Source organism: Streptomyces viridochromogenes DSM 40736, assembly GCF_000158955.1.
GTDB lineage: Bacteria > Actinomycetota > Actinomycetes > Streptomycetales > Streptomycetaceae > Streptomyces > Streptomyces venetus.
Genome location: NZ_GG657757.1, coordinates 2,155,395 through 2,170,108, shown reverse-complemented (window position 1 = coordinate 2,170,108; position 14,714 = coordinate 2,155,395). Strand labels below are relative to the sequence as shown.

Genomic DNA, 14,714 nt, shown 5'->3' with positions numbered 1-14,714 from the left:
CCCAGTGTCGTACGCCCGCGCCCATAAGAGGGGCGCGGGGAACTGCGCGACCAACCACGACGGCGCCGCAGCCCGCGAGGGGGCGGCTGTCCCGCGGAGCGGCTCAGTCCCGCTCGCAGACGAAGATCGCCGTCCCCGGGATCAGGTTCCCGCGCAGCGGCGACCAGCCGCCCCACGCGGACGTGTTCCAGGCCGGCCACTCCGGCTCCACCAGGTCCATGAGCCGGAAGCCGGAGGCCACGACGTCCCGGACGCGGTCGCCGAGCGTCCGGTGGTGCTCCACGTAGACCGCGCGGCCCTCCTCGTCCTGCTCGACGTAGGGCGTGCGGTCGAAGTAGGAGGACGACACCGACAGGCCCTCGGGCCCCGGCTCGTCCGGGAAGGCCCAGCGGATCGGATGTGTCACCGAGAAGACGAGACGGCCGCCGGGCCGCAGCACCCGGCGCACCTCCCGCAGCACCAGCCGGGGGTCGGCGACGAAGGGCAGCGCCCCGTAAGCCGAGCAGGCCAGGTCGAACGAGCCGTCCGCGAAGGGCAGCGCCCCGGCGTCGGCGCACACCAGGGGGAACGGGCCGCCGATGCGCAGCGCGTGCTGCAACTGCCGGTGCGAGATGTCCAGGGCCACCGGGCGGGCGCCCTGGCCGGCCAGCCAGCGCGAGCACTGCCCGGCGCCGGCGCCGAGCTCCAGGACGTCCTTGCCCTTCAGCTCCTCCGGCGGGCCGAGCAGTTCGGCCTCCACCTCGTCCAGACCCTCGGGACTCCACACGAAGCGGTCGTCGCCGAGGAACGTGCCGTGCTCCACCTGGTACTCGTCCGCGTTGCGGTCCCACCAGCCACGGTTGGCGCGGGAGCTCTCCGTGACACCGGCGGCACGCCGGGTGGCCTCGGGTTCGGACGCTTCGGGCTCTTGGATGATCGGCTCCCTCGTCGTACTCTTCCGTCAAGTCGGCCCCGGAGGGTCACGAGGGGGGTGTTGCACGCCCTGCGTGGCCTCGGACGACACGACTTGTGCCGGGTATGCGGCGTTCCGCCCTGCGTGGGCGGCTTCGCGCATTGACCCTGCCCGGCTGCCCCCGTATGCTACAAGTTGCGCTGCGGGCCTGCGCACCTCAGACGTAGCAGGCTGCGCTCGCATCTGTATGTATGTCCCCTCGGTTGTCGAGGCGCCACTGTTTTTGAGTGGCGCTTCCTTGGCTGTCCGGCTTCTGCAGAGCGAAACGGGCTCCCGGCGTAGCAGTACCTACGACTTCAATGTCCGTACCGGAGCCCTTTCCCACATGACGAGCAGCACCGAGACCACCGCCACCACCCCGCAGGTAGCGGTCAACGACATCGGTAACGAGGAAGCCTTCCTCGCCGCGATCGACGAGACGATCAAGTACTTCAACGACGGCGACATCGTCGACGGCGTCATCGTGAAGGTCGACCGGGACGAGGTCCTGCTCGACATCGGTTACAAGACCGAAGGTGTGATCCCGAGCCGCGAGCTCTCGATCAAGCACGACGTCGACCCGAACGAGGTCGTCGCCGTCGGTGACGAGATCGAGGCCCTTGTTCTCCAGAAGGAGGACAAGGAAGGCCGCCTGATCCTCTCGAAGAAGCGCGCCCAGTACGAGCGTGCCTGGGGCACCATCGAGAAGATCAAGGAAGAGGACGGGATCGTCACCGGTACCGTCATCGAGGTCGTCAAGGGTGGTCTCATCCTTGACATCGGCCTCCGTGGCTTCCTTCCGGCCTCTCTGGTCGAGATGCGCCGCGTCCGCGACCTCCAGCCCTACGTGGGCAAGGAGCTCGAGGCCAAGATCATCGAGCTGGACAAGAACCGCAACAACGTGGTCCTGTCCCGCCGTGCCTGGCTGGAGCAGACCCAGTCCGAGGTCCGCCAGACGTTCCTCACGACCCTCCAGAAGGGTCAGGTCCGTTCCGGCGTCGTCTCCTCGATCGTCAACTTCGGTGCCTTCGTGGACCTGGGTGGCGTCGACGGTCTGGTCCACGTCTCCGAGCTGTCCTGGAAGCACATCGACCACCCGTCCGAGGTTGTCGAGGTCGGCCAGGAGGTCACCGTCGAGGTCCTCGACGTCGACATGGACCGCGAGCGTGTCTCCCTGTCGCTGAAGGCGACCCAGGAAGACCCGTGGCAGCAGTTCGCCCGCACCCACCAGATCGGCCAGGTCGTGCCCGGCAAGGTCACGAAGCTGGTTCCGTTCGGTGCGTTCGTCCGCGTGGACGAGGGCATCGAGGGTCTGGTCCACATCTCCGAGCTGGCCGAGCGCCACGTGGAGATCCCGGAGCAGGTCGTCCAGGTCAACGACGAGATCTTCGTCAAGGTCATCGACATCGACCTCGAGCGTCGTCGCATCAGCCTCTCGCTGAAGCAGGCCAACGAGTCCTTCGGTTCCGACCCGTCGGCGGTCGAGTTCGACCCGACCCTGTACGGCATGGCCGCGTCCTACGACGACCAGGGCAACTACATCTACCCCGAGGGCTTCGACCCCGAGACCAACGACTGGCTCGAGGGCTACGAGACCCAGCGCGAGGCGTGGGAGACCCAGTACGCCGAGGCGCAGCAGCGCTTCGAGCAGCACCAGGCGCAGGTCATCAAGTCCCGCGAGGCGGACGAGAAGGCCGCTGCCGAGGGTGGCGAGACCGCCGCTCCGGCCGCGTCCGGTGGCGGTTCGTACTCCTCCGAGGGCCCGGACAACTCCGGTGCGCTCGCTTCGGACGAGGCGCTTGCCGCGCTTCGCGAGAAGCTGGCCGGTGGGCAGAGCTGAACGCCCGCTGAGCTGTAGCTCCTGACCGAGGGGCCGTACCTTTCGAGGTGCGGCCCCTTGGTGTTTCCCGGATGTGCCGCCAAGATCGATGTTCTCCTCCTCCAAGGGAATGCCCATACCCGCAAGGGCGTTGTGCAGTATGAATACGAGGAGGGGCGGTCACAGTGCTTGATCCGCAGGGTTTGTACGCATGGGAGCCGAAGGGGCTGTCCGTCGTCGACATGGCGCTGGCCCAGGAGTCGGCCGGTCTTGTCATGCTCTACCACTTCGACGGATACATCGACGCCGGTGAGACGGGGGACCAGATCGTCGACCGGCTGCTCGACTCGCTGCCTCACCAGCTCGTCGCCCGGTTCGACCACGACCGGCTCGTGGACTACCGGGCCCGCCGCCCGCTGCTGACGTTCAAGCGCGACCGCTGGAGCGACTACGAGGACCCCGCCATCGAGGTGCGGCTGGTGCAGGACGCCACCGGCGCTCCGTTCCTGCTGCTCTCCGGGCCCGAGCCGGACGTGGAGTGGGAGCGCTTCGCCGCGGCCGTGAAGCAGATCGTCGAGCGGCTCGGCGTCCGCCTCTCGGTCAACTTCCACGGCATCCCCATGGGCGTCCCGCACACCCGGCCCGTCGGCCTCACCCCGCACGGCAACCGCACCGACCTCGTCCCGGGCCACCGCAGCCCGTTCGAGGAGGCGCAGGTGCCCGGCAGCGCCGAGTCCCTCATCGAGTACCGCCTGCTCCAGGCGGGGCACGACGTCCTGGGTGTGGCCGCCCACGTCCCGCACTACATCGCCCGCTCCCCGTACCCGGACGCGGCCCTGACGGTCCTGGAAGCCATCACGGCGGCGACCGGACTGGTCCTGCCCGGGATCGCCCATGCCCTGCGCTCGGAGGCCCACCGCACCCAGACGGAGATCGACCGGCAGATCCGCGAGGGCGACGAGGACCTCACCGCCCTGGTCGAGGGCCTGGAGCACCAGTACGACGCCGTCGCCGGCGCCGAGTCCCGCGGCAACATGCTCGCCGAACCGGTCGACATCCCGTCGGCCGACGAGATCGGCCAGGAGTTCGAGAAGTTCCTGGCGGAACGAGAAGGCGACAACTGACCCGGGTGACGCGCGCCGAAAGGGGCGCGGGGAACTGCGCCGCCGGCCCGACACGACCCGCACACGCAAGACGACCCGCACCACCCGGATCCGCCTCCTCAGCGGAGCGTCTAGGCTGCCGCACATGCTGAAGGTTGGCCTGACCGGTGGTATCGGCGCCGGCAAGAGTGAGGTGTCACGGCTGCTCGTCGAGCGCGGTGCCGTGCTGATCGACGCGGACCGCATCGCGCGGGAGGTCGTCGCACCCGGGACCCCTGGTCTCGCCGCGGTCGTGGCGGCCTTCGGTGAGCAGGTGCTCGCCGCCGACGGCAGCCTGGACCGGCCGAAGCTCGGCTCCATCGTCTTCGCCGACGCGGCGAAGCTCAGCACCCTCAACTCGATCGTCCACCCCCTGGTCGGCGCCCGCTCCCGCGAGCTCGAGGCGGCCGCCGCCGAGGACGCGGTCGTCGTCCACGACGTCCCGCTCCTCACCGAGAACGGCCTGGCATCGCTGTACGACGTCGTGATCGTCGTCGACGCGAGCCCCGAGACCCAGCTCGACCGGCTCGTTCGGCTGCGTGGCATGAGCGAGGAGGACGCCCGGGCGCGGATGGCCGCGCAGGCGACGCGGGAGCAGCGTCGGGAGATCGCGGACGTCGTCATCGACAACGACGTCCCGCTGGAGGATCTGGAGAGGCGCGTGAGTGAGGTGTGGGCCGAGCTGGAGCGCAGGTCGCAGGCGTCCCGGCCGTCCCCTCCGGAATAGCGCCACCTTGAGGGAGCGTTGAAGCCGTCCAGTGAGGGAAGGATTCTGCCGTGCCCGAGACCAGCGGTCCGAACGGACGTACTCCGGAGACGGACGTCATCGACTTCCGCGCCGCCGAGCAACTGCTCGCGGCGCGTGATCCGCGGGGCGCGGTGAAACTGCTCGACGAAGTCGTCGCCTCACACCCGGAGAACACCGCCGCGCGACTGCTGCGCGCCCGGGCCTTCTTCGCGGCGGCGCAGCTGAGGCCGGCCGAGCTCGAGTTCTCCATCGTCCTGGAGCGCGAGCCGGACAACGCGTTCGCGCACTTCGCGCTCGCCCGCACATATGAGCGGCAGGGACGTCCCGAGCAGGCCCAGCGCCATTTCCGCCTGGCCGCCGCGCTGGACCCCAACCCGGAGTTCCTCAAGGCGGCGCGCTTCGACTCGTGAGGGCGCGCTTCTACTGGTGAGCCGGCCGCTCAGGGTGCGGCGCATGCGGCGCGGTTCTTGCGGCTCATGCGGTGCGGCTCATGCGGCTCGTCGGCTGTGAGCGTCCGCCGTGGTGGGCCGGTCGGCCGGAGCGTCCGTCTCAGGGGCGGTTGTCCGGCGGTCGGTAGGGCGGGATGTCGGGGCCCGGCTGGTAGTGCGGGCCCTGGCGGATGTGCCTGATGATCACGACGAGATCGATCGTGACGACCAGCAGCAGTACGCCGCAGGCGATGGCCCAGCCGGTCCGTCCGACGATCGTGAACGCGACCGTCCCGAAGAGCGCCCAGGCAAGCCCCCACAGACTGAGCCACAAGCGCGCCCGCAGAGCACTGCGCGCAGTCGTCGGTTCACTGCCCGTACGCATCGCGATCTCCACTCCTGTTTGCAACGTACTCCTCGGCGCGGGCGCTGACCAACAGGAGTAACCGGGCCCGTACAGGACTGCGCTCACTCGGACGGGTGAAGGCGGTCGGCATGGGAACTGGCTTGCGGGGGTGGGCCGTTGGACGGGCATGGAGCTGAACATGCGTGAGGGGTACGAGGGGACGGGGCCGGGGGCCATCACCCCGGACGGCTGTGCGGTGGAGCTCTATTCACGGCTCCCCATCGGGGACGAACCGGACATCATCGCCGCCGCGGTGCCCAAGGGAGCGCACATCCTGGAGCTGGGCAGCGGGGTCGGCCGTATGACGCACGCGCTGCTGGAGCGCGGGTTCACGGTCACGGCGGTGGACGAGTCCGCCGAGATGCTGGAGCGGGTCCGCGGGGCGCGGACGATATGCGGCCCGATCGAGGAACTCGACCTGGGCGAGAAGTTCGACGTGGTGCTGCTGGCGTCGTTCCTCGTGCACGCCGGGGACGCCGAGATCCGCAGGGGCCTGCTGCGCACCTGCGTGCGCCACCTCGCGGAAGGAGGCAGTGTGCTGATCCAGCGGGAAGGCGAGGACTATCACACGAACGTGCCACGCGAACGGGTCGATCCCAGCGGCTTCACCCTACGGATCGTGTCGGCGGAGCCGGTCGGCGACGGGGTCAACTCGGTGCGCGCGGAGTACGAGTTCCCGGACGCGGTCTGGACGCACACGTTCCGCGCCCGCCCGCTGACCAAGGCTCAGTTCGAGGAGGCGCTGCGGGAGACAGGGCTGAGGGTGGACGAGTACCTGACGGACAACCGGATCTGGGTGAGGGCGGTGCCGACGCCTTAGGCGGACAGGTGGTTGAAGGTCCTGGGGGTGGGGCCTGGGTGAGCCGGAACGGAAAGTCCGCTGGGCGTCGATGAGTTCGAGGGGCAGGGGCGGTCTGCCTCTGCGTCATCATCACGGACCGCTCACCCCAGGAGACCTCCATGTCCTCCATGCCCAAGACCACCGCCACCGCCCCCGCGTCCGCCCCGTCCGGGCGTGTTGTCGCCGAGTCCGCGACTGCTCGCGGGCGGCGTGCCCGGATCGCGCTGCGCGGTCTTCAGGTACTGCTCGCCCTGTTCTACGTGGTCGCGAGCGCCCTGCCCAAGCTGATCGCCCACTCTTCGGCCGTCGAGTCCTTCGAGGAGCTCGGCTGGGGCAACGCTGGGATGTACACGATCGGCGTACTCGAACTGGCCGGAGGAGTCGCCCTGTTGATTCCGGTGCTCCAGTCGGTGGCGGCGATGGCGCTGAGTGCGCTGATGGTGGGCGCGTTCATCGTCCAGATCGCCGTCTTCGACGGGCGGTACGCGGCGACGCCGCTGATCCTGATCGTGCCGCTCGCCCTCATCGCCTGGGCTCGGCGGGGGCACAACGCCGATCTGCTGCGACTGCTGCGGCTCCGTGCGTGACCCTGCCGCGTGCACTGCTCACGACCCCGGCTTGCCCGGCCCCCCGCCGGGGCCGGGGCCGCTGCCGGGTCCCGGGCCGGGCAGGCCGCGCAGGCGTTCCATCTCGCGGCGGTCGCGCTTCGTCGGGCGGCCCGCACCGCGGTCGCGGATGCCGGCCGGGGCGACGGCCTCGCGGGGCGGGGGTGGCGGGGAGTTGTCGATGTAGCACTGGACGGCCACGGGAGCGCCGACCCGCTTGCGGATCAGCCGTGTGACCACGACGACCCGCTCCCGGCCGTCGTGCCGCAAGCGAACCTCGTCGCCGACGCGCACCGCGTGGGCGGGCTTCACACGCTCGCCGTTGACGCGCACATGCCCGCCCCGGCATGCGGTGGCGCCCATGGAACGGGTCTTGACGAGGCGTACGGACCAGATCCAGCTGTCGACACGTACGGTCTCACCGCTCTGCGGACCCGCGGCCTCGGCGGCGGCGACCGCCGCGGCGACCTTCGGGTCCTGGGCCTCCGCGCCGCCCACCCCGCCGTTCTCCGCACCTTGAGAAGCCATGCCCCCGACCTTAGCTCTCCGAGAGGCCCGTCCGGGCGGGGAAAACGCCTCCGGGGTCCGTACCGGACGCGACCGTCACCTCGGGGTCACGCGCCGGCACGTCGTGAGTCCTCCGCCTCCCGGTGAGGGGTGCGGACCCCACCGCCGCCTACGGTGGAGCCATGGACGCCAGCGGCCTTCCCCTTCTGGACCAGCGCATCTCGGACTGCCGGGCCTGTCCGCGGCTCGTGTCCTGGCGTGAGGAGGTGGCGCGGGAGAAGCGTGCCGCGTACGCGGACTGGACGTACTGGGGACGGCCGGTGCCCGGGTTCGGGCCGGCGGACGCGAGGCTGCTGATCGTGGGGCTCGCGCCCGCGGCCCACGGCGGGAACCGCACCGGCCGAATGTTCACCGGCGACCGGTCCGGGGACGTTCTGTACGAGGCGCTGTACGACGTCGGCCTCGCTTCCCAGCCCACCGCCGTGCACGCCGACGACGGGCTGGAGCTGTACGGGGTCCGTGTCACCTCGCCCGTGCACTGCGCCCCGCCCGCCAACAAGCCCACCCCCGAGGAGCGGGACGCCTGCCGCCCCTGGCTGGTGCAGGAGCTGCGGCTGCTGCGTCCGACGCTGCGTGCCGTCGTCGTGCTCGGCGCCTTCGGCTGGCAGGCCGCGCTGCCCGCGTTCACCGAGGCGGGCTGGTCCGTGCCCCGGCCGCGCCCCGCCTTCGCCCACGGAGCCCGCTTCGAGCTGGACGGCCTGGATCTCTTCGGCTGCTTCCACGTCAGCCAGCGCAACACCTTCACCGGCCGGCTCACCCCGGTGATGCTGCGCGACGTGCTGCGGACGGCCGCACGGGCCGCGGGCCTGCCGGTGGCCGGGGGCTGAAGAGGGCGATACGGCTAGGGCGCTTCCTCGTCCCCGAACAGATGCCGCATCGTGGAGCGGTAGTTGGTCCGTACGTGGGTGAGCGCGTGCGCGCGGGCCCGGTCGGGATCGCCCGAGGCGATCGCCTCGTACAGCTCGCGGTGCTCCACGAGGAGCTGGGGCCACTCCTCGTTGCGCCGGGTCATCCAGCGCAGCCGGCCGGCGACCGGTTCCAGGGCCTCGGTCAGCAGGCTGTTGCCGGCCATCGCCACGATGCGGTCGTGCAGGCGGCTGTTGAGGTCCGTGATCAGCTCGGCGTCCCCGGCCTCGGTGGCGGCGGCCGCGCGGGCTATGAGCTCCTGGACCTGGGCGAGGTCCTCCGGTGTCGCACGGGACGCGGCGAGTCCGGCGGCGTAGACCTCCAGGGCCTCGCGCAGTTCGAACAGTTCCTTGACGTCGGTCGGGGTGAGGCGGCGGACGACCGTGCGGCGGGGCGTCTCGAAGTGGACGAAGCCCTCGGCGACGAGCGCCCGGATCGCCTCCCGGACCGGGACGCGCGAGACGCCGAAGCGCTCCGCCAGCTCGCGTTCGACCAGGCGGTCGCCGGGAAGCAGGCTGCCCGCGATGATCTGCCGCCGCAGCTCGGACGTGACGCGTTCGCGCACCGCTCCCAGGGGTTCGATCTTCGTCATGCAGCCCATCTTCGCCGAAGCGAGGCCTCTTTTACGGAGCGTTAACAGCAGCGATATCCGTCAGAACCGTTGACGACGAGACCATGTGCGCAGTTTGGTATACCAAACGCACTGGCCGTGCAGCCCCCCGCAGCGCAGTCCTCCGTCGTCCCCTTGCTCATGGAGGCCACCGTGTCCCTCGCCGACCGAGCCGCAGCCACCGGCGCCCCAGCGTTCGTCCCCGATCCCCGCCTCACCAACGAAGACCTCGCGCCCGCGAAGAAACGCAACTGGAAGGTCTTCGACCTCTTCGCCATGTGGATGTCCGACGTCCACAACCTCGGCAACTACACCTTCGCGGCCGGACTGCTCTTCCTCGGCATGAACGTCTGGCAGATCTTCACCTCCCTGCTGGTCGGCTTCGTGCTCATCTACATCGGAATGAACTGGATGGGGAAGATCGGACAGCGCCACGGCGTGCCCTTCCCGGTCGTCAGCCGGATCGCCTTCGGCATCTGGGGAGCCAACATCCCGGCGCTGATCAGGGCCGTGATCGCCATCATGTGGTACGGCATCCAGACCTACCTCGCCTCCGTCGCCGTCAACGTGATGCTGCTGGCGGCCTGGCCGAGTCTTGAGTCGTGGACGCACAACTCCTTCCTCGGCCTGGACGCGCTCGGCTGGGTCTCCTTCATCGCCCTGTGGCTGGTCCAGGCGGCGATCATCAGCCGGGGCATGGAATCGGTCCGGAAGTTCCAGGACTTCTGCGGTCCGGCGATCTGGCTCGTGATGATCGCCCTGGCCGGGTGGATCCTCTACAAGGCCGACTGGACGATCTCGCTCACCTCCACCCCGCACCCGGTCTCCGTCGGCGAGCAGTGGCGGCAGTGGTTCGGCGCGATCGGCCTGGTCCTCGCCACCTACGGCACCCTGATGCTCAACTTCTGCGACTTCTCCCGCTTCGCCCCCGACTACAAGTCGGTCAAGCGCGGAAACTTCTGGGGCCTGCCCATCAACTCCACGGCCTTCGTGATCGTCTCGGTCATCGTCACCGCGGGCGCGTTCGAGGTCTTCGGTAAGGAGATCACCGACCCCGCCTACCTGGTCGCCGAGATCGGCAACACCTGGGTACTGGTCCTGGGCGCGCTGACCTTCGCCATCGCCACCATGGGTGTCAACATCGTCGCCAACTTCGTCTCACCGGCGTACGACCTCGCCAACGTCTGGCCGCAGAAGATCACCTTCAAGGTCGGCGGCATGATCAGCACGGTCGCGGCCCTGCTCGTCACCCCCTGGAACCTCTTCTCCAACCCGACCGTCGTGAACTACTTCCTCGGCGGCCTCGGCGCCTTCCTCGGACCGCTGTTCGGCGTGATCATGGTCGACTACTACTGGGTCAAGCGCGGCCGCGTGAACGTCGACGAACTGTTCGACGCCTCTCCCGGCGCCCGCTACCACTACCGCAAGGGCTTCAACCCCAAGGCGCTGTGGGCGTTCCTGCCGGCGGCGGGTGTCGCGGCGGTCCTCGCGCTGGTGAAGACCTTCAGCGACGTCGCGCCGTACTCCTGGTTCATCGGCACGGCACTCGCGGCCGGACTGTACACGGCGCTGTGCCGCCCCGAGCGCGCCACCGCGGAGGTCTGAGAGACGTGCGGATCGTCGTCACCAACTGCAACACCACGCAGGAGATGACCGAAGAGATCGTGCGAGGTGCCCGGGTCGCCGCAGGCCCGGGCACCGTCGTGACCGGACTGACCCCCGCCTGGGGGCCCGAGTCCGCGGAGGGCTGGCTCGACAGCCACCTGTCCGCCGCGGCCGTCCTGGACACGCTGCGCACCTACGACGGACCGCCCTACGACGCCGTCGTCATGGCCGGTTTCGGGGAGCACGGGCGCGAGGGCGTCCGCGAACTGGTGGACGTACCCGTCGTGGACATCACGGAGGCCGCGGCGCACCTCGCCTGTCTGCTCGGACGGCGGTACGGCGTGGTCACCACACTGGAACGCTCCTGCGGTCAGATCGAGGACAGCCTGGAGACGGCGGGCGTGGGCCGCAACTGCGCTGCGGTCGTGGGCACGGGCCTGAACGTGCTCGACCTCGGCGACGAGGAGCGCACCGAGACGGCGTTCCTGGCCGCCGCCGAACGGGCCTGCGCCGCCGGGGCCGAGGTGCTGGTCCTGGGCTGCGCGGGCATGACGGGGCTGCAGCGCGTGCTCGGGGAGAAGCTGGGCCTGCCCGTCGTCGACGGCGTCGCCGCGGCGGTCAGGCTCGCCGAGTCGCTGGTGGCGCTGGGGCTGACGACGAGCCGGGTGGGGAGTTACGCCCAGCCGCTGGCGAAACGGAGGGTGTGGGGGAGGCCCGGACCTGCCGGCTCATGACGGGCCGTCGAGCGTGACGTCGTCGCGATGGGCCCCGTAGAAACCCACCTGCTGGGCCATGACCTGCCTCATCGGGGTGCCGCGCGGTACGGCGTACACCGTGCCGGGGAAGTCCAGCGCCTCCTGCACCTGCCAGAGTTCGTCGTGCTCGCCGGGCGCGAAGAGCCGGGCCCGCGGCGCGCCCGCCGCGATCCAGCCGATGGGCAGGACGGTGCCGGACGGCAGCACGGAGTTGACGTGCAGCACGCTGTGGATGCGCAGTTCGGATCCGGCGCCCGCGACGGCGCCGGGGAAGACACAGGCACCGGTGGCGACGAAGACCTCGTCCTCGAGGGTGGCCCCGTTGACGTGGACGTGCGGTCCGACGAGCACGGCGTCACCGATGACGGTGGGATGCCCCGCCCGCCCCCGCACCAGAGCGTTCTCCATGACGACGACGTCCGAGCCCACCCGCACCTCGCCGTCCTCGGCGGTGAGCACCGCCCCGTGCAGCACACGGCTGCGCTCGCCGAGGACGACGGCCCCGCACAGCACGGCCGTCGGGGCGACGTACGCGGACTCGGGGACCACCGGGCGCCGCCCGCGGTGCTCGATCAGCATGGAGTTCTCCTCAGGTCGGCGCCCCGTCGGGCACGACGGCTGTCGCCGTAATCTCCACCAGTTGGCCGGTGTACCCGAGGCACGCCACGCCGATCAGGGTCGACGAGTGCGGACCCGTACTGAGCCCGGACGCCTCGACGACGCTCCACACGGCGGACAGCACGGCCGGCTCACCGCTCACGACATACACGTCGGTCGCCACGACGTGCGCGAGATCGCTCCCCACGGAGGCCAGCTGCTCCGTCAGGTTGGCGATCACCTGCTCGGCCTGCCGTACGGGATCCCCGGGGCCGACCAGCTCACCCCGGGCGTCCAGCGGCACGGAACCGGCGAGGAACGCCAGCCGCGTGCCGGCCTCGACGACGGACGCGTGGGAGTAGGCGGGCGGCGGGAAGAGGCTCGGGACGGTGACGCGGCGGATCACGTGGGACTCCGATCTGGAGCGACGGCTCTGGCGTGACTGGGCAACCCAACCCACCGATCATGCGAGGTCCGGCATCCCGAACGCACCCGTATTTCGTTTCACACCGACCGGGCGATCCCCCTAACCTTCCCCGGACACCGCCTGCCCAGGAGCCCGCCGTGCCCACCCCGTCGGACCAGACCTTCCTCGACACCACCGCCGGCCGCCTCGCCGCGATCCCCACCGTCCGGGCCGTCACCCTCGGCGGCTCCCGCGCCCAGGGCACCGAACGTCCCGACAGCGACTGGGACTTGGCGGTCTACTACCGGGGCGCCTTCGACCCGGACGACCTCCGGGCGATCGGCTGGGAGGGCGAGGTCAGTGAACTCGGCGCATGGGGCGGCGGAGTCTTCAACGGAGGCGCCTGGCTGACCGTCCACGGCCGGCGCGTGGACGTCCACTACCGCGATCTCGACGTCGTCGAACACGAACTGGCGGAAGCCGAGCAGGGCCGCTTCCGCGTCGAGCCCCTGATGTTCCACCTGGCGGGCATCCCGACGTACCTGCTCGCCGCCGAACTGGCGATCAACAAGGTGCTGAGAGGGACCCTGCCGCGCCCCGGGGCCTACCCGCCGCTCCTCCGCGAGACCGCCCCGCCGCACTGGCACGGCATGGCCGCGGCCACCCTCGCGTACGCCAGGGCGGGCCACGCGCCGAAGGGCTCGGTCACCCAGGTCGCCGGCGCGATCGCACTCGCCGCGACCCAGACCGCTCACGCGGTGCTGGCGGCACGCGGGGAGTGGGTCACCAACGAGAAGGGACTCGTGGCCCGGGCCGGGCTCGGCGAGGTGGACGCCCTCGTGGCGAACCTGGCGGCGAGTCCCGACGCCCTCGACCGGGCGATCGCCGGCGCGGAGGCGCTGCTCCGCGCCGGAGGAGCCCAGAAAACTCCCTGAGCACACTCAGTGCCGGGCGAACTGGACGCGGGTCGGCTGTACCGCGTCCGGGCGCAGCGCGATGCCGTCGACGGTGAGTCGTTCACCGTAGATGTCGGTGAGCCGGAGGGCGCCGCCGCAGCCGGTGCCGTCGGGGGAGAGGAAGTAGTTGTACTCGGTGCGGGTCAGACGGCTCCAGCCGCTCCCGGTGCTCACCTCCAGCCGGGCCAGCGGATTGCGGTGGCCGAGCGCCTGGATGCCGCACCAGTGGCGGCTGGAGCCGGACTTGTAGCGGATCGAGACGGTGTCCGACGTGCTGGGGCTCAGCAGGCTCCATGTGATCGGGATACGGCCCGCGGACAGGCCGGCGAGCTTGGCGAAGGCCTCTTTGCTGAGGTCGAGCTGCCCGGGGGCGCAGGGCAGGGGGCATTCGTTGGTGATCCGGACCGTGACGGAGGCGCCGTTCGCCGCGCGGACGAGGATGTACGCCCCGCAGGCCTTGGACGTCTCGTAGTCGGTGGTGTTCATCGCGGCGACCATGAGGTCGGGGCTCGGACCGTACAGGCAGGCGCCGTCACCGTCTCCGGCGTCGTAGTGCGTGGCCACCCCCTGGTAGGAGACCTGGGGCTTGATCCGCCCCGCCAGTGGCGCCGAGTCGGACACGGCCCGCTGTGCGGACCGCGGGCTGCCGGCGGGCGAGGGCCGGGCCGGTGCCGGGGCCGTGGTGCGCGCCGGGGTGGGGCTCACCGTGGACGGCTTCGGCTTCGCCTGCCGCTTCGACCGCCGCTCGGCCTTCGCTTTCGCCTTCGGCGCCGTGGGCGTGGCGCTCGCCCGCGGAGTCGTGGAGTGCTCGGCCGCGGCCTGCACGGTGCCCGGCTGACTCCCGGGGTGGAGCGCCACCATCAGGGACACGAGGAGTGCGACGGCCGCCAGGGCGACCGCGGAGGCGAGGGCCGTACGCCGCCTGCGAAGGGGGCGCCGATGGGAACGGGGTGCCACGGATGAGTCCTTGTCCGTTCGGGAGAACACGCGCTTGCGTCTCATCAGTGGTCGACGAGCCCGAAAAGGTTGCCGCGTCCCGTACGCGGCCGTCCCGTACGCGGCCGTCCTGTCCGCGGCCGTCCCGTACGCGGCCGTCCTGTCCGCGGCCGTCTCCGGAGCGATTGCCGGTGGGTGGTCACCGCGACTGCCGTTTGTGGTCATAAAGAACCCGGCCCTCAGGCGGTCCGTCACATCGCGGAAACCTTTCCTCCAGGAACCCCGCCTACCGTGAGCAGCCACACCCCGCCCCGGCCGCCGTCGCCCGAAGGCTCACCCCCGCCCTCGACGAGACGACAGGAGCCCCGTGTTCCGGACCCCCCGCTTCACCCTTGCGCTGCCGCCCTGGCTCGCCCATGCCCTGCGTGCCCAGCGGGGGCCGGTGCCCTGGAGCGC

At 70.7% G+C, this 14,714-nt stretch carries 17 protein-coding genes; 10 read left to right on the top strand and 7 right to left on the bottom strand.

What is annotated here, in order from left to right; translation table 11 throughout:
- Positions 1–103 precede the first annotated feature (103 nt).
- On the bottom strand, positions 104–913 hold the full coding sequence (locus SSQG_RS09535) for a class I SAM-dependent methyltransferase (protein WP_039932232.1): 810 nt from the start codon (positions 911–913) through the stop codon (positions 104–106).
- Positions 914–1,277: 364 nt separating this feature from the next.
- Here SSQG_RS09535 and rpsA point away from each other — a divergent pair, with 364 nt between their 5' ends.
- The 4 genes from rpsA to SSQG_RS09515 all read left to right on the top strand — a co-directional run bounded on the left by rpsA (position 1,278) and on the right by SSQG_RS09515 (position 5,050).
- Positions 1,278–2,771, top strand: coding sequence for a 30S ribosomal protein S1 (gene rpsA, locus SSQG_RS09530; RefSeq protein WP_003989529.1), 1,494 nt, complete (start codon positions 1,278–1,280; stop codon positions 2,769–2,771).
- Positions 2,772–2,935: 164 nt separating this feature from the next.
- Positions 2,936–3,874: a PAC2 family protein gene (locus SSQG_RS09525; RefSeq protein ID WP_003989528.1), complete on the top strand. Its 939-nt coding sequence runs from the start codon at positions 2,936–2,938 to the stop codon at positions 3,872–3,874.
- A gap of 124 nt (positions 3,875–3,998) precedes the next feature.
- Positions 3,999–4,619 carry a dephospho-CoA kinase gene (coaE, locus tag SSQG_RS09520; RefSeq protein ID WP_003989527.1) on the top strand — a complete coding sequence of 207 codons (621 nt, stop codon included), beginning with the start codon at positions 3,999–4,001 and terminating at the stop codon, positions 4,617–4,619.
- 50 nt (positions 4,620–4,669) lie between these two features.
- A complete protein-coding gene (locus SSQG_RS09515; RefSeq protein ID WP_003989526.1) occupies positions 4,670–5,050 on the top strand; it encodes a tetratricopeptide repeat protein in 381 nt (126 codons plus the stop codon).
- Positions 5,051–5,189: 139 nt separating this feature from the next.
- On the opposite strand, the gene SSQG_RS09510 is transcribed toward SSQG_RS09515, so the two are convergent.
- The gene (locus SSQG_RS09510) at positions 5,190–5,453 is read right to left on the bottom strand and encodes a DUF6343 family protein (protein WP_208865629.1); all 264 of its coding nucleotides are present in this window, start codon (positions 5,451–5,453) and stop codon (positions 5,190–5,192) included.
- Positions 5,454–5,613: 160 nt separating this feature from the next.
- Between SSQG_RS09510 and SSQG_RS09505 the strand changes: the two genes are divergently transcribed.
- Both SSQG_RS09505 and SSQG_RS09500 read left to right on the top strand, forming a co-directional pair.
- Positions 5,614–6,294, top strand: a complete 681-nt coding sequence (locus SSQG_RS09505; RefSeq protein ID WP_106434157.1) for a class I SAM-dependent methyltransferase — start codon at positions 5,614–5,616, stop codon at positions 6,292–6,294.
- Between the two features lie 149 nt (positions 6,295–6,443).
- Complete coding sequence (locus SSQG_RS09500; protein WP_078507015.1) at positions 6,444–6,902, top strand: DoxX family protein; 459 nt, start codon at positions 6,444–6,446, stop codon at positions 6,900–6,902.
- An 18-nt stretch (positions 6,903–6,920) separates the two neighbouring features.
- On the opposite strand, the gene SSQG_RS09495 is transcribed toward SSQG_RS09500, so the two are convergent.
- Entirely contained in the window at positions 6,921–7,448 is a 528-nt protein-coding gene (locus SSQG_RS09495; RefSeq protein ID WP_003989522.1) for an RNA-binding S4 domain-containing protein, read from the bottom strand.
- A 161-nt stretch (positions 7,449–7,609) separates the two neighbouring features.
- On the opposite strand from SSQG_RS09495, the gene SSQG_RS09490 reads away from it, so the two are divergent.
- Entirely contained in the window at positions 7,610–8,314 is a 705-nt protein-coding gene (locus SSQG_RS09490; protein WP_039932226.1) for a uracil-DNA glycosylase, read from the top strand.
- A 14-nt stretch (positions 8,315–8,328) separates the two neighbouring features.
- Here the strand turns inward: SSQG_RS09490 and SSQG_RS09485 are convergent, their stop codons facing one another.
- Positions 8,329–8,985: a GntR family transcriptional regulator gene (locus SSQG_RS09485; RefSeq protein WP_003989520.1), complete on the bottom strand. Its 657-nt coding sequence runs from the start codon at positions 8,983–8,985 to the stop codon at positions 8,329–8,331.
- Between the two features lie 171 nt (positions 8,986–9,156).
- Between SSQG_RS09485 and SSQG_RS09480 the strand changes: the two genes are divergently transcribed.
- Entirely contained in the window at positions 9,157–10,608 is a 1,452-nt protein-coding gene (locus SSQG_RS09480; protein ID WP_039932224.1) for an NCS1 family nucleobase:cation symporter-1, read from the top strand.
- A 5-nt stretch (positions 10,609–10,613) separates the two neighbouring features.
- Entirely contained in the window at positions 10,614–11,342 is a 729-nt protein-coding gene (locus tag SSQG_RS09475) for an aspartate/glutamate racemase family protein (RefSeq protein ID WP_003989518.1), read from the top strand.
- Here SSQG_RS09475 and SSQG_RS09470 read toward each other — a convergent pair.
- A complete protein-coding gene (locus SSQG_RS09470) occupies positions 11,337–11,942 on the bottom strand; it encodes a gamma carbonic anhydrase family protein (protein WP_003989517.1) in 606 nt (201 codons plus the stop codon). The two genes, SSQG_RS09475 and SSQG_RS09470, sit on opposite strands and share 6 nt — an antisense overlap.
- Before the next feature lie 10 nt (positions 11,943–11,952).
- Positions 11,953–12,366 carry a RidA family protein gene (locus tag SSQG_RS09465; protein WP_039932222.1) on the bottom strand — a complete coding sequence of 138 codons (414 nt, stop codon included), beginning with the start codon at positions 12,364–12,366 and terminating at the stop codon, positions 11,953–11,955.
- 158 nt (positions 12,367–12,524) lie between these two features.
- Here SSQG_RS09465 and SSQG_RS09460 point away from each other — a divergent pair, with 158 nt between their 5' ends.
- Positions 12,525–13,301 (top strand): nucleotidyltransferase family protein, encoded by a 777-nt coding sequence (locus SSQG_RS09460; RefSeq protein ID WP_003989515.1) that lies wholly within the window; start codon positions 12,525–12,527, stop codon positions 13,299–13,301.
- 6 nt (positions 13,302–13,307) lie between these two features.
- Here the strand turns inward: SSQG_RS09460 and SSQG_RS09455 are convergent, their stop codons facing one another.
- A complete protein-coding gene (locus SSQG_RS09455) occupies positions 13,308–14,279 on the bottom strand; it encodes an expansin EXLX1 family cellulose-binding protein (protein ID WP_039934907.1) in 972 nt (323 codons plus the stop codon).
- Between the last annotated feature and the right edge of the window lie 435 nt (positions 14,280–14,714).

Excerpts from the sequence above, each read along its gene's own strand:
- SSQG_RS09495 (WP_003989522.1), bottom strand. The coding sequence starts at position 7,448 with ATGGCTTCTCAAGGTGCGGAGAACGGCGGGGTGGGCGGCGCGGAGGCC.
- coaE (WP_003989527.1), top strand. The coding sequence starts at position 3,999 with ATGCTGAAGGTTGGCCTGACCGGTGGTATCGGCGCCGGCAAGAGTGAG.
- SSQG_RS09505 (WP_106434157.1), top strand. The coding sequence starts at position 5,614 with ATGCGTGAGGGGTACGAGGGGACGGGGCCGGGGGCCATCACCCCGGAC.
- SSQG_RS09485 (WP_003989520.1), bottom strand. The coding sequence starts at position 8,985 with ATGACGAAGATCGAACCCCTGGGAGCGGTGCGCGAACGCGTCACGTCC.
- SSQG_RS09510 (WP_208865629.1), bottom strand. The coding sequence starts at position 5,453 with ATGCGTACGGGCAGTGAACCGACGACTGCGCGCAGTGCTCTGCGGGCG.
- rpsA (WP_003989529.1), top strand. The coding sequence starts at position 1,278 with ATGACGAGCAGCACCGAGACCACCGCCACCACCCCGCAGGTAGCGGTC.
- SSQG_RS09490 (WP_039932226.1), top strand. The coding sequence starts at position 7,610 with ATGGACGCCAGCGGCCTTCCCCTTCTGGACCAGCGCATCTCGGACTGC.
- SSQG_RS09470 (WP_003989517.1), bottom strand. The coding sequence starts at position 11,942 with ATGCTGATCGAGCACCGCGGGCGGCGCCCGGTGGTCCCCGAGTCCGCG.
- SSQG_RS09500 (WP_078507015.1), top strand. The coding sequence starts at position 6,444 with ATGCCCAAGACCACCGCCACCGCCCCCGCGTCCGCCCCGTCCGGGCGT.